The 15,724-nt window shown below is 68.6% G+C and carries 16 protein-coding genes and 2 tRNA genes; 9 read left to right on the plus strand and 9 right to left on the minus strand.

Annotated features, from left to right (window positions below; all coding sequences use genetic code 11):
- The first annotated feature begins 38 nt into the window (after positions 1–38).
- Positions 39–446 (plus strand): DUF1465 family protein, encoded by a 408-nt coding sequence (locus tag ACWPN7_RS22635; RefSeq protein ID WP_038526833.1) that lies wholly within the window; start codon positions 39–41, stop codon positions 444–446.
- A gap of 83 nt (positions 447–529) precedes the next feature.
- Here the strand turns inward: ACWPN7_RS22635 and rpmE are convergent, their stop codons facing one another.
- A complete protein-coding gene (gene rpmE, locus ACWPN7_RS22640; RefSeq protein WP_014241009.1) occupies positions 530–754 on the minus strand; it encodes a 50S ribosomal protein L31 in 225 nt (74 codons plus the stop codon).
- A gap of 378 nt (positions 755–1,132) precedes the next feature.
- Here rpmE and ACWPN7_RS22645 point away from each other — a divergent pair, with 378 nt between their 5' ends.
- Complete coding sequence (locus ACWPN7_RS22645) at positions 1,133–2,935, plus strand: ABC transporter transmembrane domain-containing protein (RefSeq protein WP_459196612.1); 1,803 nt, start codon at positions 1,133–1,135, stop codon at positions 2,933–2,935.
- Positions 2,936–2,992: 57 nt separating this feature from the next.
- Positions 2,993–3,790, plus strand: a complete 798-nt coding sequence (locus ACWPN7_RS22650) for a DUF2243 domain-containing protein (RefSeq protein WP_149648482.1) — start codon at positions 2,993–2,995, stop codon at positions 3,788–3,790.
- A 15-nt stretch (positions 3,791–3,805) separates the two neighbouring features.
- On the opposite strand, the gene ACWPN7_RS22655 is transcribed toward ACWPN7_RS22650, so the two are convergent.
- Entirely contained in the window at positions 3,806–5,332 is a 1,527-nt protein-coding gene (locus tag ACWPN7_RS22655; protein WP_459196415.1) for a class I SAM-dependent methyltransferase, read from the minus strand.
- A 296-nt stretch (positions 5,333–5,628) separates the two neighbouring features.
- Here ACWPN7_RS22655 and ACWPN7_RS22660 point away from each other — a divergent pair.
- Both ACWPN7_RS22660 and ACWPN7_RS22665 read left to right on the plus strand, forming a co-directional pair.
- Positions 5,629–5,704 (plus strand) — tRNA-Lys (locus ACWPN7_RS22660).
- 76 nt (positions 5,705–5,780) lie between these two features.
- A tRNA-Lys gene (locus ACWPN7_RS22665) sits at positions 5,781–5,856 on the plus strand.
- Positions 5,857–5,965: 109 nt separating this feature from the next.
- Here ACWPN7_RS22665 and ACWPN7_RS22670 read toward each other — a convergent pair.
- The 7 genes from ACWPN7_RS22670 to ACWPN7_RS22700 all read right to left on the minus strand — a co-directional run bounded on the left by ACWPN7_RS22670 (position 5,966) and on the right by ACWPN7_RS22700 (position 12,298).
- Positions 5,966–6,406 (minus strand): MaoC family dehydratase, encoded by a 441-nt coding sequence (locus ACWPN7_RS22670; protein WP_038526841.1) that lies wholly within the window; start codon positions 6,404–6,406, stop codon positions 5,966–5,968.
- A 236-nt stretch (positions 6,407–6,642) separates the two neighbouring features.
- Positions 6,643–7,005: a CtrA inhibitor SciP gene (gene sciP / locus ACWPN7_RS22675; protein ID WP_425321498.1), complete on the minus strand. Its 363-nt coding sequence runs from the start codon at positions 7,003–7,005 to the stop codon at positions 6,643–6,645.
- 175 nt (positions 7,006–7,180) lie between these two features.
- On the minus strand, positions 7,181–7,909 hold the full coding sequence (locus ACWPN7_RS22680) for a flagellar hook assembly protein FlgD (RefSeq protein WP_038526844.1): 729 nt from the start codon (positions 7,907–7,909) through the stop codon (positions 7,181–7,183).
- 40 nt (positions 7,910–7,949) lie between these two features.
- Positions 7,950–9,992, minus strand: coding sequence for a flagellar hook-length control protein FliK (locus tag ACWPN7_RS22685; RefSeq protein WP_149648485.1), 2,043 nt, complete (start codon positions 9,990–9,992; stop codon positions 7,950–7,952).
- Positions 9,993–10,219: 227 nt separating this feature from the next.
- The gene (locus ACWPN7_RS22690; protein ID WP_035675012.1) at positions 10,220–10,735 is read right to left on the minus strand and encodes a hypothetical protein; all 516 of its coding nucleotides are present in this window, start codon (positions 10,733–10,735) and stop codon (positions 10,220–10,222) included.
- Positions 10,728–11,135 (minus strand): rod-binding protein, encoded by a 408-nt coding sequence (locus ACWPN7_RS22695; RefSeq protein WP_103040025.1) that lies wholly within the window; start codon positions 11,133–11,135, stop codon positions 10,728–10,730. The genes ACWPN7_RS22690 and ACWPN7_RS22695 overlap by 8 nt, the downstream gene beginning before the upstream one ends.
- Positions 11,135–12,298, minus strand: a complete 1,164-nt coding sequence (locus ACWPN7_RS22700; protein ID WP_081862872.1) for a flagellar basal body P-ring protein FlgI — start codon at positions 12,296–12,298, stop codon at positions 11,135–11,137. The genes ACWPN7_RS22695 and ACWPN7_RS22700 overlap by 1 nt, the downstream gene beginning before the upstream one ends.
- A 252-nt stretch (positions 12,299–12,550) precedes the next feature.
- On the opposite strand from ACWPN7_RS22700, the gene ACWPN7_RS22705 reads away from it, so the two are divergent.
- The 4 genes from ACWPN7_RS22705 (at position 12,551) to ACWPN7_RS22720 (ending at position 15,522) form a co-directional block, all read left to right on the plus strand.
- Positions 12,551–12,967 (plus strand): flagellar assembly protein FliX, encoded by a 417-nt coding sequence (locus ACWPN7_RS22705; RefSeq protein WP_038526852.1) that lies wholly within the window; start codon positions 12,551–12,553, stop codon positions 12,965–12,967.
- Between the two features lie 189 nt (positions 12,968–13,156).
- Complete coding sequence (dksA, locus tag ACWPN7_RS22710) at positions 13,157–13,576, plus strand: RNA polymerase-binding protein DksA (protein ID WP_035675009.1); 420 nt, start codon at positions 13,157–13,159, stop codon at positions 13,574–13,576.
- A 573-nt stretch (positions 13,577–14,149) separates the two neighbouring features.
- Positions 14,150–14,659 (plus strand): hypothetical protein, encoded by a 510-nt coding sequence (locus ACWPN7_RS22715; RefSeq protein ID WP_051657785.1) that lies wholly within the window; start codon positions 14,150–14,152, stop codon positions 14,657–14,659.
- A gap of 464 nt (positions 14,660–15,123) precedes the next feature.
- A complete protein-coding gene (locus ACWPN7_RS22720; protein ID WP_103040024.1) occupies positions 15,124–15,522 on the plus strand; it encodes an SHOCT domain-containing protein in 399 nt (132 codons plus the stop codon).
- Positions 15,523–15,724 lie beyond the last annotated feature (202 nt).

The following is a 15,724-nucleotide window of genomic DNA, read 5'->3' on the forward strand; positions in this document are numbered from 1 at the left end:
GAATCGGGCCATCCGGCCGCGGGAGGGGTACGGCCGTGATGGAAACACCGACCTTCTTCAACGGAACTTATGACGAGACGATGGCGCTGCTGATCGAGGCGCGCAATTACATCGCCTATCATGACGCCGCCAGCCATCGGGCGCTGCCGCCCCATGTCCGGCTGCAGATCTCGTACGAATCCATGCGGGTGACCAGCCGCCTGACCCAGGTCATGGCCTGGCTTCTGGCGCAGAAGGCCGTCCACGCCGGGGAGATGACCCGCGAGCAGGCGGCGAGCGATGACTTCGCCCTGTCGGGCGGAGACATCTGCACCGACCCCTCCGGCCCCGACAACGAGCAGCTTCCGGAGGGCCTGCGCAGCCTTCTGGAGCGCAGCCACCGGCTCTACATGCGCGTCGCCCGCCTGGACGAGCGCGCCCGCGACGCGGTGGCTCTGGCCGGCTGACGGCCGGCTTTCTCAAAAGCCGCAAACGCGAAAAGGGCGTCCGGCGGACCGGACGCCCCATTTCGTTTTGCGGACGAAGAAGATTACTTCTTCAGGCCGAAGCTCGCGAAGCGCTTGTTGAACTTGGCGATCTGGCCGCCCGTGTCCAGCAGCTTCTGCACGCCGGTCCAAGCCGGGTGCGACTTCGGGTCGATGTCGAGGCGCAGCGTATCGCCCGGCTTGCCCATCGTGGAGCGGGTCTTGAACGTGCTGCCGTCGGTCATCACCACGTTGATCTCGTGGTAGTCGGGATGGATATCAGTCTTCATGGCCGGGGTTCCTGCAAAGCGAGCGCGGTCTATAGCAAAGCATGCGGCATGATGCAACCGCGTTCCTGCGCTGGAATGGCGGGTGTTCCCCAACGACCGCCGCCTCGGCATGCCGCGGCATCCTTCACCACAAAGACGCGGATGCACGGAGAGTTGGAGCGCTTCTGGAACGGGGGGCCGCCGGCCGGATCGCCGTGTCTTGGTGCCTGCGCGGTTTGATCCGGCGGCCACACCATACCTTGTTCATAGGCCTCCCCCTTGCTATATGCCGAGTTTGCCCCCGTGCACATCTGCACATCGTCCTGCCGCCCGTCCTGCTGCTGGGGAGCCTCGGTGTCCCGTCATTCGTCAAAGTCCAATCCGGTCACGCCCGATCCGGTGTCCGAAGGGTTGCCCATCGCAGCAACACGCCGCCGCAACCTGTCGCCGCTGCGCCGGCTGTTTCCTTTCCTGTGGCCGTACCGTCTGCAAATCCTGGGCGCCATGCTGGCCCTGACCGTGGCCGCCGGGACCGTTCTGGGGCTGGGGCAGGGGATGCGCGTCCTGGTGGACCAGGGCTTCGTCGCGGGTGATTCGGCGCTGCTCGACCGGGCGCTGCTGGTGCTGCTGGTGGTCATCGTGCTGATGGCCGCCTCGACCTTCGGACGCTTCTATCTAGTGAGCTGGATCGGCGAGCGGGTGGTGGCCGACATCCGCCGCGCCGTCTACAGCCATGTGGTGAAGCTCTCCCCCGGCTTCTTCGAGACCACCAAGACCGGCGAGATCCTGACGCGCCTGACCACCGACACCGAGGTGCTTCAGGTCGTGGTCGGCTCTTCCGTCTCGATCGCGCTGCGCAACACGCTGATGTTCGTGGGCGGCACGGCGATGCTGCTGGTGACCTCGCCGAAGCTGGCCGGGCTGGTGTTCCTGGGCGTGCCGGTGGTGATCCTGCCGATCATCATCCTGGGGCGCCGGGTGCGCACCCTGTCGCGGGCCAGCCAGGACAAGATCGCCGATCTCGGCTCCTTCGTCGAGGAGACGCTGGGCGCCATCCGCACAATGCAGGCCTACACGCACGAGACCATCGACCGCAGCCTGTTCGGCGCGCGGGTGGAGGACGCCTTCGCCACCGCCCGGCGGCGGGTGACGGTGCGCGCGATCATGACGATGATCGTCATCGTGCTGGTGTTCGGATCGGTCGGGCTGATCCTGTGGATCGGCGGGCACGACGTGCTGGCCGGCCGGCTGACGGTGGGGCAACTCTCGGCCTTCGTCATCTATTCGGTGGTCGTCGCCGGCTCCGTCGGAGCGATCAGCGAAGTCGCCGGCGAACTCCAGCGCGCCGCCGGCGCCACGGAGCGGCTGTTCGACCTGCTGGACACCGAGCCGGAAATCCGCGCCCCGGCCAACCCGCGCGCGCTGCCGGAGCCGGCGCAAGGCGCGCTGTCCTTCCGCGACGTGCGCTTCCATTACCCGTCGCGCCCGGATTGGGCGGCGCTGAAGGACTTCTCCCTGGAGATCGAGCCGGGGGAAACGGTGGCCCTGGTCGGCCCGTCGGGCTCCGGCAAATCCACGGTGTTCCAGCTTCTGCTGCGCTTCTACGACCCGCAGGACGGAGCGGTCAAACTGGACGGGGTGGATGTCCGCGACGCCGACCCGGTGGAGGTGCGGCGGCGGCTCGGCCTCGTGGCGCAGGACCCCGTGGTCTTCTCCGCCAACGCCTGGGAGAACATCCGCTACGGGCGTCCGGACGCCAGCGACGCGGAGGTGCTCGCCGCCGCCGAGGCCGCCCACGCGCTGGAGTTCCTGCAGGCATTGCCGGAAGGGCTGGACACTTTCCTGGGCGAGAAGGGCGTGCGCCTCTCCGGCGGCCAGCGCCAGCGCCTGTCCATCGCGCGGGCCATCCTGCGCGACCCGCCGGTGCTGCTTCTCGACGAGGCGACCAGCGCGCTCGACGCGGAGAGCGAGCGCATGGTGCAGGACGCGCTGGACAAGCTGATGACCCGGCGCACCACGATTATCATCGCCCACCGCTTGGCGACGGTTCTGAACGCCGACCGGATCGTGGTGATGGAGCAGGGGCGCGTCGTCGCCACCGGGCGTCACGCCGAGCTGGTCCGCGAAGGCGGCCTCTATGCCCGCCTCGCGGCGCTCCAGTTCGACCGCGCGGCGGACGAGGCTGGGCTGGTCGGGGGCTGAGAAGCCCTTCGGGCGCCGAATCCGGAACCCGTCCGTGTTTGCGGCGGTTGTCCGGCCATGTCCTCAGACACGGCGTATTCTCCTTCACCGGCGCGGGCGGCCACGGGGTTTCCCTGGGCGGGGTACCTGCTGGGCTTCGCGCTGGGCGGCTTCTTCGACGGAATCCTGCTGCATCAGGTGCTGCAGTGGCATCACCTGCTGTCGGCCGTCGAATCGTCCGCCGTGCAGGACATCCGCGTCCAGATCCTGGCGGACGGCCTGTTCCACGCCGCGATGTACATCGTCGCGGCGGTCGGCCTGTGGCTGCTGTGGCGGAGCCGGCGCCGCTTCGCCGAACCGGGGGCGGACCGTCTCCTGTTCGCCAACGCGCTGATCGGTTTCGGCGTCTGGCACCTGATCGACGGCGTCCTGTCCCATTGGATTCTCGGCATCCACCGCATCCGCATGGATTCGGCGAACCCGCTGCTCTGGGACCTGCTGTGGTTCGTCGTCTTCGGCGTCGTCGTCGTCGCGGCGGGCTGGCGATTGCGGCGCAGCGGGGGAGGAGGCAGCGTTGGCCGCGTCTCACCGGTCGTCCTGACGCTGGCGGCGCTGGTCGCCGGGCCGGTCGCCGCTCTGCCGCCGCCGGGCATGACGACGGTGATGGTGCTGTTCAAACCCGGCACGACGGCGCCGGACGTCTTCGCCGCCGTGGCGGCGGTGGACGGGCGGACGGTCTGGCAGGATCCCTCCGGACAGCTTTGGGCCATCGACCTGGGCGAGGCCGGCAGCCCGACGGCGCTGTACCGGCACGGCGCCCTGCTGGTCAGCAACACGCTGCTGCCGACCGGCTGCCTCGACTGGTTCCGGACCTGACGCGCCGCCTCCCGGTTACGCCACGCCGAGGCGGCGCAGGGTGGGCAGGCGCAGGCGGGTGAAGCGGTCGAACCGGGCGCGCAGCTCCGCCAGATTGGCCTCCTCCCCGTCGAGCCGTTCGCCGTCGCGCGACAGGGCGAGCCCGTCGGCCGACAGCGCTTCCCAGGCGGTCGCCGCGGGGTCGGTGCCGTTGCGTCGGGCCAGCAGGAACAGCGCCTCCAGCCGCGACACCGCAACGCCGGAACCGAGGACGGGCGACGCCAGCGTGTCCAGTATGTCGTCGCGGCGGCTGCGCTCCAGGATGGCGGCGTTGAAGCGGTCCGCCTGGAGCGCGCGCGCCGCCTGACCGGTCTCGGGCAGGGCGGGCGCCGCCAGCGCAAGGCTGGTCAGGATCATCAGCGCGCGCAGCACGGCCTCCTCGCCATGGCGGGCGAGGGCGGGAAGGGCCGACAACTCGGCCAGCGTGGGCGTGCCGGCGGACAGCGCCTCGGCCAGCGGGCCGTGCAGGTCCTGCGGCAGGGGCACGCGCCCGACCGGCGCCAGCACGACTTCCGGCAGATCGTCGGGCGGCACCAGAAGGGCGAAGCAGGTGGCGCGCAGCCGCTCCCGCCGCTCCGCCACGGTCAGCCGCTCCGCCCCCTTCACGAACAGGTCGCGGCGGAAGGCGCGGTTGGTCAGCAGGTCGCGCAGCGTCTCGCGGTAGGCCGGGTCGCGCGCCTCGGCCAGCAGGGGCATGGCGTCCGGCGGCAGGGACAGCTCGTCCATCTGCTCCATCGGGACGGCGGGGCCGGCGAAGTCCAGCTTGGCCGCGGCCAGCTCCCGCGCCACGTCGGCGTGGTAGAAGGCGGTCCAGTCGCGGTTCAGATATTCGTGGGCGATGTAGTTGGGCGACTTGCGTTTCAGCGAGTCCAGCCGCGCCGGGAGCGCGTCGGCCTGGGCGAACCAGCCGGCGTTCAGCGCGGTCAGGCGGCTGGCGAAGGCCACGGCCTCCTCGATCCGCTCCGGCAGGGGGCCGGTGCGGTCGGCGCAATGCTCGACCAGGACGCGGCGCAGCGGCATGTAGGCGAGCGTGCCGGGCAGGGCGTTGTAGCTGACGAAGACCAGCCCGCCGGGCTTCAGCCGCCGCTTCAACAGGTCCACCAGGATCGCCCGGTTCTCCGCGCTGACCCAGGACCAGACGCCGTGCAAAGTCACGATGTCCAGGTCCTTGGACCCGCCTTGGGCGTATTCGGCGAAGCTCTCCTCCCGGAAGGCGGCGTTGCCCAGCCCGGCCTCGGCGGCGAGGCGTTGGGCGCCGGCGATGTGGCCGGGGTTGAAGTCCACCGCCTCGAACCGGGCGTCGGGATGGCAGCCGGCCAGGACGGCGCTGCTCACCCCATGGCCGCAGCCGATCTCCGCGCAGGCGAAGGACCCTGCGAGGTCCATCGGGGACCGCCAGCCGCGCAGGGTCAGCGCGAAGGACAGCAGCGCCGGCGACAGTTCCCGGTAGAAGGCGTGGATGTAGCCGATCCCGCCCACATAGCCCTCGGTCCAGCCCTGCATGATCCCCAACCTTTCCGTCATCCGCTGGGGAAGGGTGATAGCGCCGGGCTTGGCCGACTGTCAAAGAAGGCGGCCGAAGAGGGCGGTTTTGAGGGGTGTGTGCGGAGCCGGAATGAGCCCCGCAAAAAAATGCGATCCTATCCATTTTGGTATCGACAAGCCCCGGACCCTTCGTTATAAACCGCGCCACACCGGCCGGGACGACGGCTTGGCCGGACAGGAACCCTAGTCGATACGGTCAGGCACCCCCTGACGCAGAGACGAAGGCTCCGGTGCCGGTGTGAACGAGAAGTGATGGGCGCATAGCTCAGTTGGTAGAGCAGCTGACTCTTAATCAGCGGGTCCAAGGTTCGAGTCCTTGTGCGCCCACCATCACTTTCCGGATCGAAAGGGATCATTCCCAGACCCCTTTCTACGCCGCCGGGTGTTTCGATGCCCGGATGGGAATGGGCGCATAGCTCAGTTGGTAGAGCAGCTGACTCTTAATCAGCGGGTCCAAGGTTCGAGTCCTTGTGCGCCCACCATTCCCAAGACAACGGCACGACAGCGACGCGCACAAAAGGGCTGCCCTCGGGCGGCCCTTTGTGCGTTTGGGGTCGTTCGCGTTCGGGGCTCTGCTTGCGCCATCAGTCTTTATCGGCGGCGGGGGACGAGCAGATTCGCGGTCATCTGCTGCACAATCTCGCCGTCCTGGTTGAGGGTGGTGGTGCGCACGCGGGCGATGCCGCGGTCGGGGCGCTTGGCCGACACACGGACCTCCAGGATCTCGCTCTCGATGCGCAACACATCGCCGGGGCGGGTGGGCTTGGGCCAGCGGATGTCCTCCACCCCCATCCCGACGAAGCCGCCGGCAAGCGCGCCATCCCCCGTGACGATCATCCGCATGGTCAGTCCGGCGGTGTGCCAGCCGCTCGCCGCCAACCCGCCGAAGACGCTGTCCTGCGCCGCCTCGGGGTCGAGGTGGAAGGGCTGTGGGTCGAACTGCCGCGCGAAGGCGACGATGTCCTCTTCCGTCACGGTCACCGGGCCGCCGGTGAAGCGGTCGCCCGGGGTCAGGTCGTCAAGATAGCGCATCGGTCGGCGGACTCCCGTGGGTGGCTGCACCGTCGCTTAGCGTTAACCTTTGCGGGGCGAGAACGAAAGCGATACCTGCCACGTAAAAATTGCAAAGCAGCCGGGACGCAAAATGTCGGGGCAGAAAGCGCCCGTTTTGGAAAACGCCCGCCGACAACGCGCCAGGACACAAAACAACGACGCCGCAGGGCGAGCCTGCGGCGGTCTGGTCCGGTCGGACGGCGAGCGAGAGTCGCTTATTCGGCGGCGGTGCTGGCCATGCGGCTGCGCACGGACGGTGGCGGCTGGTTCCCACGATAGTCCTGCAGCCGCGTGGCGCGCAGGCCCCGCATGCCGTGGCTGTCGATCAGCCGTTGCCAGGACAGGAACTCTTCCACGGACAGGGTGTAGCGGCGGCACGCCTCCTCGAGGCTTATGAGCCCCGAACGCACGCCGGCCACAACCTCCGCCTTGCGCCGCATGACCCAGCGCTTGGTGTCCGGAGGGGGAAGATCATTTTCTGTCATCGGCCGTCCTGCTGGACCGATGACCGACGCTCCACTGGAGCCATCGTCGCTCATTTCAAGCTCGCGAGATGACATGCGCGGACGCTCCACCATCAGCAGTGTATTCCACGATTTGGTGGTAACCTACCCCTTCTACGCTTAACAAAAGCCTAAACGATAGGGTTAATGTTTTAAGCATAAAAGGCATGGCGCATAGGCCCATCCGGACCCATGCCCATGCCTTTTCCCATGCGTCTGGACGACGCCTGTGAAGGTGAGGACGAGACCCTCAGTACACCTTGGAAAGCTTGGACAGCGGAACCTCGAGGCTGCCGACGGACATCACCGTTTCGCCGTCCTTGTTGGACCCGATGCCGTTGACCGTGCCGAAGGTGAAGGGGGTCGCCTTGATGATGTCGTCCTTCTTCTCGGACACCGGGGCGATGTTCAGGCGGTACTGGCCCGGCTGGACGGCGTTGCCGCCATCGTCCTTGAAGTCCCAGTTCACGACATGCTTGATGCCGGCGGTGGTCTCGCCGGTCATCGACCGGACGATGCGGTTCTTGCTGTCCAGGATGTCCACGCGCACCGACTTGGCGGACTTCTCCAGTTCATAGGCCAGCGGCGCCGCCGTCATGCCCTGGGTGTAGTCGAAGCTGTCGCCCTCGAAGGTGACCGTGCGGCCCAGATAGGCGAGGTTGGTCGAGTTGGTGGAGGCGTTCTGCAGCTTCAGCAGCTTGTCCAGGCGGCTGTTGGTTCCGATGTTCTGCTCCACGTTCGCGAAATCGACCAGCTGCTTGGTCATGTCGTTCGTGTCCATGGGCTTCAGCGGGTCCTGGTTCTGCATCTGCGTGGTCAGCAGCTTCAGGAAATGCTCGAAATTGTCGCCCAGCCCTTTCACCGCGGTGTCGAGCTTCTGCTCGTCGGCCGTCTTGGTGGTCTTGGTGGAGGTGTCGGTCTTCGTCTTGGTCTGGTTGGTGTTCCAGCTGCTGCCGTAGTCGGTGTTGGTGGTGGCCATGGTCGTCGTCCTTCGCTGGAATGGCTGCAGCTGGTCTGAATCAGGCTTGGATGTCGACGCGGCCCGGGGCCAGCGTCAGGGTGTAGGCGGCCTGCGCATCCTCCACCTCTCCGCCGCCGCCGAGGCCGCGGCCCCGCCGTCCCGAGCCGCCTTGCCGTCCCGAGTCCTGGAACGACTGGCCGCCTTCGCCGCGCAGGCTGAAGTTGAGGCTGTTGCTGTCCGCCTTCAGTCCGGCGTCTTGCAAGGCGCGTTCCAGATTGCGGCTGTCGCGCTGCAGCAGTTCGAGCGTCTGGGCCTTCTCCACGGCGACCGACGCGGTGACCCGCCCGTCCTGGCCGATTTCCAACTTGATGTCGATGCGGCCCAGCTCGGCGGGGCGCAGGTTGATGGTGAACTGGTCGTTGCCGTCCGACACGTTCTTGCTGATGTGGACGGCCACCTGATCCTGCACGCCCATCGGCAGGCCGGCGGACCCGCGGGACGGGCGAAGCTGGGCGGTGGTCAGACCCGTTTCCACGCCGCTCGCCGTGTGCACCCCCTCGATCCCGGCGAAGACCGGGTGGGTGGGTGTTGCGGGGTGGGACGCGCCGTCGGTCGGCGGCGGCGTGTCCGCGGCGGCCGCCGCAGCGGCGGCGGTCAGGAACGCGCTTTGCCCGGCAGGCTTTGCCGGGTCGGCAACCGGTGCCTGGGGCGCCGGCGGTTGCGTCAAGCCGGCGTTGCCGCTCGGGTCCTGGGTGCCGCGGTTGCCGGCGTTGGCCCCGGCATCGCCGTCCGCCCCGGTCCGGTTTGCGCCCTTGGCCTTGGCCGCGGCGAGATCGGTCAGGGATTGCGGCAGCGGCGCGCCGTCGTCGTTCGGCAGGTCGGCGATGGACAGGGCACCGGGGGGCAGGGCGCCGGGGGACGGCGCGTCGGTGGCCTTCGCCGGCTTGTCCTTGGTGGCGGCGTCCCTGGCCTCGGCGTGGGGCGCAGGCACCTCGATCTGCGGGCCGTCGGTCGGAGCGGCCGGCACCGGCGCGGCTCCCGCCAGCGCCGGAGACGCTTCCGCGGCCGGCTTGGCCGTGCCCGCGGCCTTCACCGATTCGTCGGCGGCCTTGGTCTTGCCGTCCGGATGAGGAGCGCCGGCGGCCGCCAGGGCGGCGGCCAACGCGGCCTCCGCGGCGGCGTCAGGGGCGGAAGGGACCTTTTCGCCGTCCGGAGTCGGGCTGCCGGGCGGCGTGGCCTCGACCGGGGCTGCCGGCTCGACCGCGCCATCCCCGGTCGCCTTGTCGGCCTCCGCGCCGTCCGGCGTGCCGACGGCAACCTGGGCGACGGCCAGCGAGAGGGCGGCCTCCATGTCGGTCAGGGTGGCGGATCGGTCGGCGGTGACCAACTCCACGGTGGTCTCAGTCACGGTGACGGTCAGGTCGAGGATCACGGCGTCGCCGTTCCCATCCTCCGCGGCCTGATCGCCGGCACCGTCCTGCATGGTGCCATCGCCCAGTGCGCTGCCGGCTTCGTCCGAGGGGACCTCCTCTGCCGTGTCGGCGAGAGCGGCGGCGCCGGTGGGCGCCGGCTTGGCGGCGTCTTCCTGCGCGGTCTTGGCGCTGGCGGCCTTCGCATCCTTGGCCGCGGCGTGGTTGGCCGCGGCGGCCTCGCGCCGTTCGGTGCGCGTCGCGTGGGCGGAGTCGCCAGCCTTGGCCGCGTCGGACGCGCGGGCGTCCTTGCGGTCGGCGGCGCGCTGAGTCTCGTCCTTGCGGGCGGCGCGGGACTCGGCCTGGGTCGTCGCTTCGGAGGCCTGGCGCGGCTTGGCGGGCTCCGCGCGTATGGGGTCGGGACGGGCCGGCGGACCGCGCTCCGCGGCCTTGCGGGCGGCGGCCCGATCGGCGGCGGCCTGGTCGGCTGCGCTTGCCGCGGCGTTGCGCCGGTCCTGGGCCGCGCTCTCCGCCTGGACCTGATCGCGCTTGCGGGTGGCGGCCTCGCTGATCAGCCGGTCCATCATCGAGGCGAACTTGTCGCTTCGCGGAGCCGTGTTCTGGCTGGAGGAGGTCTGGCCCCTGACCAGGCTTTCGAACGCGGAGGGCGCGGTGTTCGTTTGGATGGCCATGGAACGGGTTCCCCGAAGCGGACAGGTGCACCCCATCCAGAAGCAACTAACGGGCCAGTTTCAGGCCGGCGCCGACGCGTCCGACCGTCATCCCGCGCCCGGCAGTTCCGTCCGCCGGGCGGCAAAATCCGCCGGGTGACCGGCGCTTCTTGCCGGACCCGGCAACGGCGAAGGGCCGCCCGGTCGGACGGCCCATGCTGCGGATTTCGGTGACGCCGGGAGAGGTGTCAGAGACGGGTGTTGAGGGTGGCGGAGGTGGACGGCCCATGGCTCGGCGTGACGTAGGTCGCGCGGGGCGGAACCGGGGCGGTGCCGTAGGCGGGGGTGGTGGTCTGCCGGGCGCGGTTGATGGCGCCGACCACGGTGTCCACCAGGATCTTCTGCGCCGCGCTGTTGCGGCGGAGCGCGTCGGCGTTGGCGGCGGACGCCTCGTACAGGCCGCGCGTGGCCTCGCGCAGCTGGGCCTTGGCCTCGTCGGGCAGGGCGGCCATGCCCTCGCGGTCCACGCGCAGCAGGCGCGACACCTCTTCATAGACCAGCATCATCGGCTGCTTCTCGCGTCCCAGCCGGGCCAGCTCGGCGCTGGTGCAGTGCCGCATCACCGCCTCGGTCTCGCGCGCCAGATGGGCGCTCAGCCGGTTCATCAGCTCGACCAGAGCGGCGGCACGCTCCTCCGCGTTCTTGGGCAGATTGGCGGCGGGAGCCTTGGACGGCTGCGGGAAACGGACGTCGACCTTATCCATGGGTGCCCTCCTGTGCGCGCAGAAGCTCGCGGTAAACCTGATCGGCAATGCCGAACCCGCCGCTGCGGGACATCTGCTTGCCGTATTCGTTGGTCAGCATGGAGCGGAACATCTCCTCGGCGTGGCCGCCGCCGAAGGTCTGGTCCACTTCGATCCCGTCGAACATGTGGCCCAGCATCTGGGAGACGAAGACGCTCTCGAACTCGTTCGCGGACTGGCGGATCTTGGCGCGGATCGCCGGGTCCACCTTGCTCTCCGCGCTTTTGGGATCGACCAGATCGCTCCGCACCGCCGTCCGGAAGCTCGCCTGGGCGCCGGACTGCGCACCGTTCTGGGCGCGCTCGGCGGCCGCGGGCAGGCGCGGGGGCGGAAGGCCGGGAAGGGAAAGCGTCGTATCCATCAGATCACCTCGATCTCCGCCTGCAGGGCTCCGGCGGCCTTGATCGACTGAAGGATGGCGATCATGTCCCGGGGCCCCACGCCAAGCGCATTCAAGGATTGTACCAACTCCTGGAGCGTCACCCCGGAATTCATCACGGCGAGGCGGTTGTTGGACTGGTCGTCCACCTGGATGTCGGTGCGCGGCACCACGGCGGTCTGGCCCTGGCTGAAGGGGCCGGGCTGGCTGACCTGCGGCGTCTCGGTGACGCGGATCGTCAGGTTGCCCTGGGCGATGGCGACGGTGGAGATGCGGACGTTCTCGCCCATCACGATCACGCCGGATTTCTCGTCCACCACCACGCGGGCGACCTGATCGGGGGTGACGCGGAGCTGCTCGATCTCGGTGATCAGGCCGACGATGTCGCCGCGCCGGGCCTCCGGCACGCTCAGCAGGACCGAGGAGGGGTCGGTGGCCTGCGCCCGATTGCCGCGGAGCTGGATGTTGATGGCGGTCGCCACGCGCTGGGCAGTGGTGAAGTCCGGGTTGCGCAGCGACAGGCGCAGCACCGGCAGCTCGGCCAGCGAGAACTGGATCTCGCGCTCGACGATGGCGCCCGAGGAGATGCGCCCCGAGGTGGGGACGCCGCGGGTCACGCTGGCCCCCTGGCCCTGGGCGGAGAAGCCGGACACCGCGATCGGCCCCTGGGCCACGGCGTAGACCTCGCCGTCGGCGCCCAGCAGCGGGGTGACCAGCAGCGTGCCGCCGAGCAGGCTCTTCGAATCGCCCATCGCCGACACGGTGGCGTCGATGCGCGTGCCCTGGGCGGAGTAGGGCGGCAGGGTCGCCGTCACCATCACCGCCGCCACGTTCTTGGTGCGCAGGTTGGTGCCGCGGGTGTTGACGCCCATGCGCTCCAGCATGCCGACGAGGCTCTGCTCGGTGAAGGGCGAGTTGTTCAGGCTGTCGCCCGTGCCGTTCAGGCCGACCACCAGGCCGTAGCCGATCAGCATGTTGTCGCGCACGCCCTCGACGTCCACCACGTCCTTGATCCGCGCCGAGGAGGCCGAGGCCGGAGCCGACAGCGCGAGCAGCGCCGCGGCGAGTGCCGCCAGCAACGCGACCGCGCGGAGCAGGACGGCGGTGCGCGGCATGGTGGCGCGGGTCAGGGCGGTGGCGGTCATGGCGGGGACACTCCTCAACGGCTGTCCCTTCCTATACAAACGGCGTGCCAGAGCCGCCGATGGCAGGCGAAGGGCAGGATCGGCAAGGGGAAGCGGCCGCGCTGGATGAAAAGGCCGGAAATTGGCACCGTGTCCGACCGCTTTATGTCACGGAAGCGGGGCAATTTTTGCCCGATTGCGGCAAACCTTGACCGGATGTTAAGGTGCTTCCATCTAGAGTATCGCGCTTTTCCGAAACCGGTTGCACGGAACATGAAAGTCGAAGGCCCCGGAAAACTTCGCGGCAGCAGCTCGGTCCGGCGCACGGGGAAGGCCGAAGGCTCGTCCGGTGCGTCCTTCTCCAAGCAGCTCGTCGGCGAGACCAACACCGCCCAGGGCGTCCATGCCGCGGCGCCGCTGGCCGGCATCGCCAGCGTGCTGGCGTTGCAGGAGGTGGACGACGCCACGGCCCGCGCGTCGCGTGGCAAGATGCGCGCCGAGGAGATGCTCGACAAGCTGGAGGAGATCCAGCACGGGCTTCTGGCCGGCACGCTTTCGGCGCAGAAGCTGATGGACCTCGTGAAGGTGGTGCAGTCGCGCCGCGTCCATGTGGACGATCCGCGGCTGGCCGACATCCTTGACCAGATCGACCTGCGCGCCCAGGTCGAGCTGGCGAAGCTCACCCCCTGAGCGCGGTTTCCGGCCCTAGGACCGGCTTTTCGGCATCGGCCGTACGGCCATCGCCGAGCCTTTCACAAAACTTTGCTTCTCCAAGGGCTTGTTCGCGCTTCGATAGGCGAAGCGCAGGGTTGCGGTTGCCGATGCGCCTACCTATACTCCGCGCCGCCCGGATCACCCTTTTGCGTTGGATGCTCTCGGATGTCGTCTCCGCTTCTGCCTAAGAACTACACCCCGTCGGAAGACGAGGAGTTCATGAATCCCGTGATGCGGGAATATTTCCGCCAGAAGCTGCTGCGCTGGCGCGCGGAGCTGCTGGCTGAATCCAGCGAGACCCTGAGCAGCCTTCAGGAAGGCGGCATCCAGGAACCGGACATCGCCGACCGCGCGTCGGCGGAAACCGACCGGGCGCTGGAACTCCGCACCCGCGACCGCGAGCGCAAGCTGATCTCCAAGATCGACGCGGCGCTGGAGCGGTTGCAGGATGGGTCCTACGGCTATTGCGAGGAAACGGGGGAGCCCATCTCCGTCCGCCGCCTCGACGCCCGTCCCATCGCGACGCTGAGCCTGGAAGCCCAGGAGCGGCACGAGCGTATGGAACGCACCCAGCGCGACGACTGACGCGGCGGCTGTTCGCGTCACTGGCCGCGCCTTGGACAAAAGCCTCCTCCGATCCCGGCGGGGGCTTTTGTCCGTGAGGGGAACGGTGTGCCGGCGATCGATCCCCGCAACGAAGGGCCTCGTGGCGAGGTCCCGGCGGTGATCTGAAGAAGGGGCGGCCCGCCCCTCTGTCGGAGCTTGGTTCGCTCGGGCCGGCCGCGAGCCCGCTGCAATGAGCCGTCAAACTACCGGCCCCGACCGGTCCCGGCCAGCCCGGGAAACGGCTTGCCACTCCCTGTCGCTCTCCATCCCCGAACGAAGAACGTCTTCCGATGACCGCCTCACCCTTCGGCGTGGCGCTTTCGCGCGCCTAGCCGCGTCCCCCGGGGTGGCTGTCCATAAACCCATGGTGCGGGTTGCCAGAACGGCCTGTTGAGGGTGAAATGGACGTTCTGAAGCGGATCGAGACATTGCGGGCCTTGGTCGGTGAGACGCAGACACGCAGGAAGCGTCTCCTGGATCGATCCCATGAGCGCTTGCGCTCCGCTGAGAAGGCGTTGGAGGGTTCTCACCGCCTGTTGAAAGGGAAGCCCCATGACCCAGGCACGCCATCCGGTGAACCACACTGTGACGCGGGACGCTGATGCGGAAGACTGGCGTCGGCGCAGCGAGACAAGGCGCGGCCGGGCCGAAGAGGCGCGCGCCGGGGCGGAACGGATGCGGGAGGAGGCCGAACAGGAACGCTCCGCGATGTTCCAGCGCCACGTCGAAACGGAAGGCGCACGGCTTATAGCGGAAGAGGGGCGAATCACCGGCGAGGCGCAGCGGCAGGAGGCCGAGGACGCCCGCATCCAGGACGAAGACCTTCGCCGGTCCGCCGAGATGGCCAGGCTCGCGGCGGAAGAGGCGCGGCGCGCCGAAGAACAGGCGCGGCTGCTCCACGAGGACATCCGGCGTTTCGCCGAGGAGGCTCGGCTTCATGCCGAACAAGCGCGCGCCGACGCGGAGCGCATCCGGGCGGCGAACGAGGAGCAGCGCCAGATCCTTGAGGAGATGCGGGAAACCGTCCGGCGCTACGAGGCGCTTCTGGCCCGGAACGGGTGACGGTCAACGGCGCGCTCCGGTGGGGCGCTGCCGTATCGCGCAATCCCGGGGCGCGTCGGCGCTGCACGATGAACTTCCCCGGAACCTCGCGGCATCGTGGCGCCTCAACACAGTGCCGTTGGTTACAAACTCTTTAGATTTCCTTCGCACACTCGCTTCGGTGGTGCTCGGCGGCGAGCGCTCATGGGCGGGTGTGGGGAGGGTTTATGAGGGGTGGTGGCCTCGCTTGTCCGGTTTGGCGCCGCTGGTTACGGCTTGCGCACCAGGAAAACGGAAGCGATCAGGCCAACACGGCTCATCCAGGCGCTTCGCAACCATCTGTCACCCAGCCATCCCGCCATGCACAGGGTTCCTGTCGATCTGCATGAACGGGTGTCGTCGATCCAGTCCATGAAGCCCAATGCCCCGAGGCAACACGCCGTTGTCTCCGGGGCCGGTTTCTTCGGCACTCCAGGGAAGCTGGGATGAGAAAAGTTTTCGTTGCTGTTCTGGTGCTGGGGCTTGGGGCCTGCACACGGGCCATCCCGATCACCGACACAGAGGGTGAGCGCGTTTGGATGATCGAGTGTGGCGCTGCCGTTTCGTTCTCGGTGTGCCACACCAGGGCACAGAAGATGTGTCCCGGCGGTTACGCGACGCTCTCCGAGGATGCGGGCTTTAACCGTAAGGAGGTTCGAGTCCGTTGCCTTCCGCCAAAGGACACGGCGGATCAAGCCCCATCAGCCTTGTCGTCGACCACGGCGCCCGGGGCGCCCAAATCCGCTGAATCTCGCCTCCGCGATCTGCAGTCGCTCTTCGACAAGGGGCTCATCACCGAGCAGGAGTACGAGACACGTCGGCGCTCAATCATCGGAGCCTTGTGATCTCCGATGTGGGCGAGGTGCAGGGGCGAGAGGATGTCCGGAGACCTGTCCGCCCGTGCAGCGAATCGTGTCGTGACAGCGTCGGAGCGGATAGCCCAACCTTCCCGCGCACCATGCTGATGCCGTCAGCTTGCCGGCGCGCCTCAGGGCATCGGCACGAACATCGAAACGACAAGCTCGGGGCGGGCAGCGAACGGCGCGG

This window comes from Azospirillum sp. UENF 312511 (assembly GCF_058780635.1).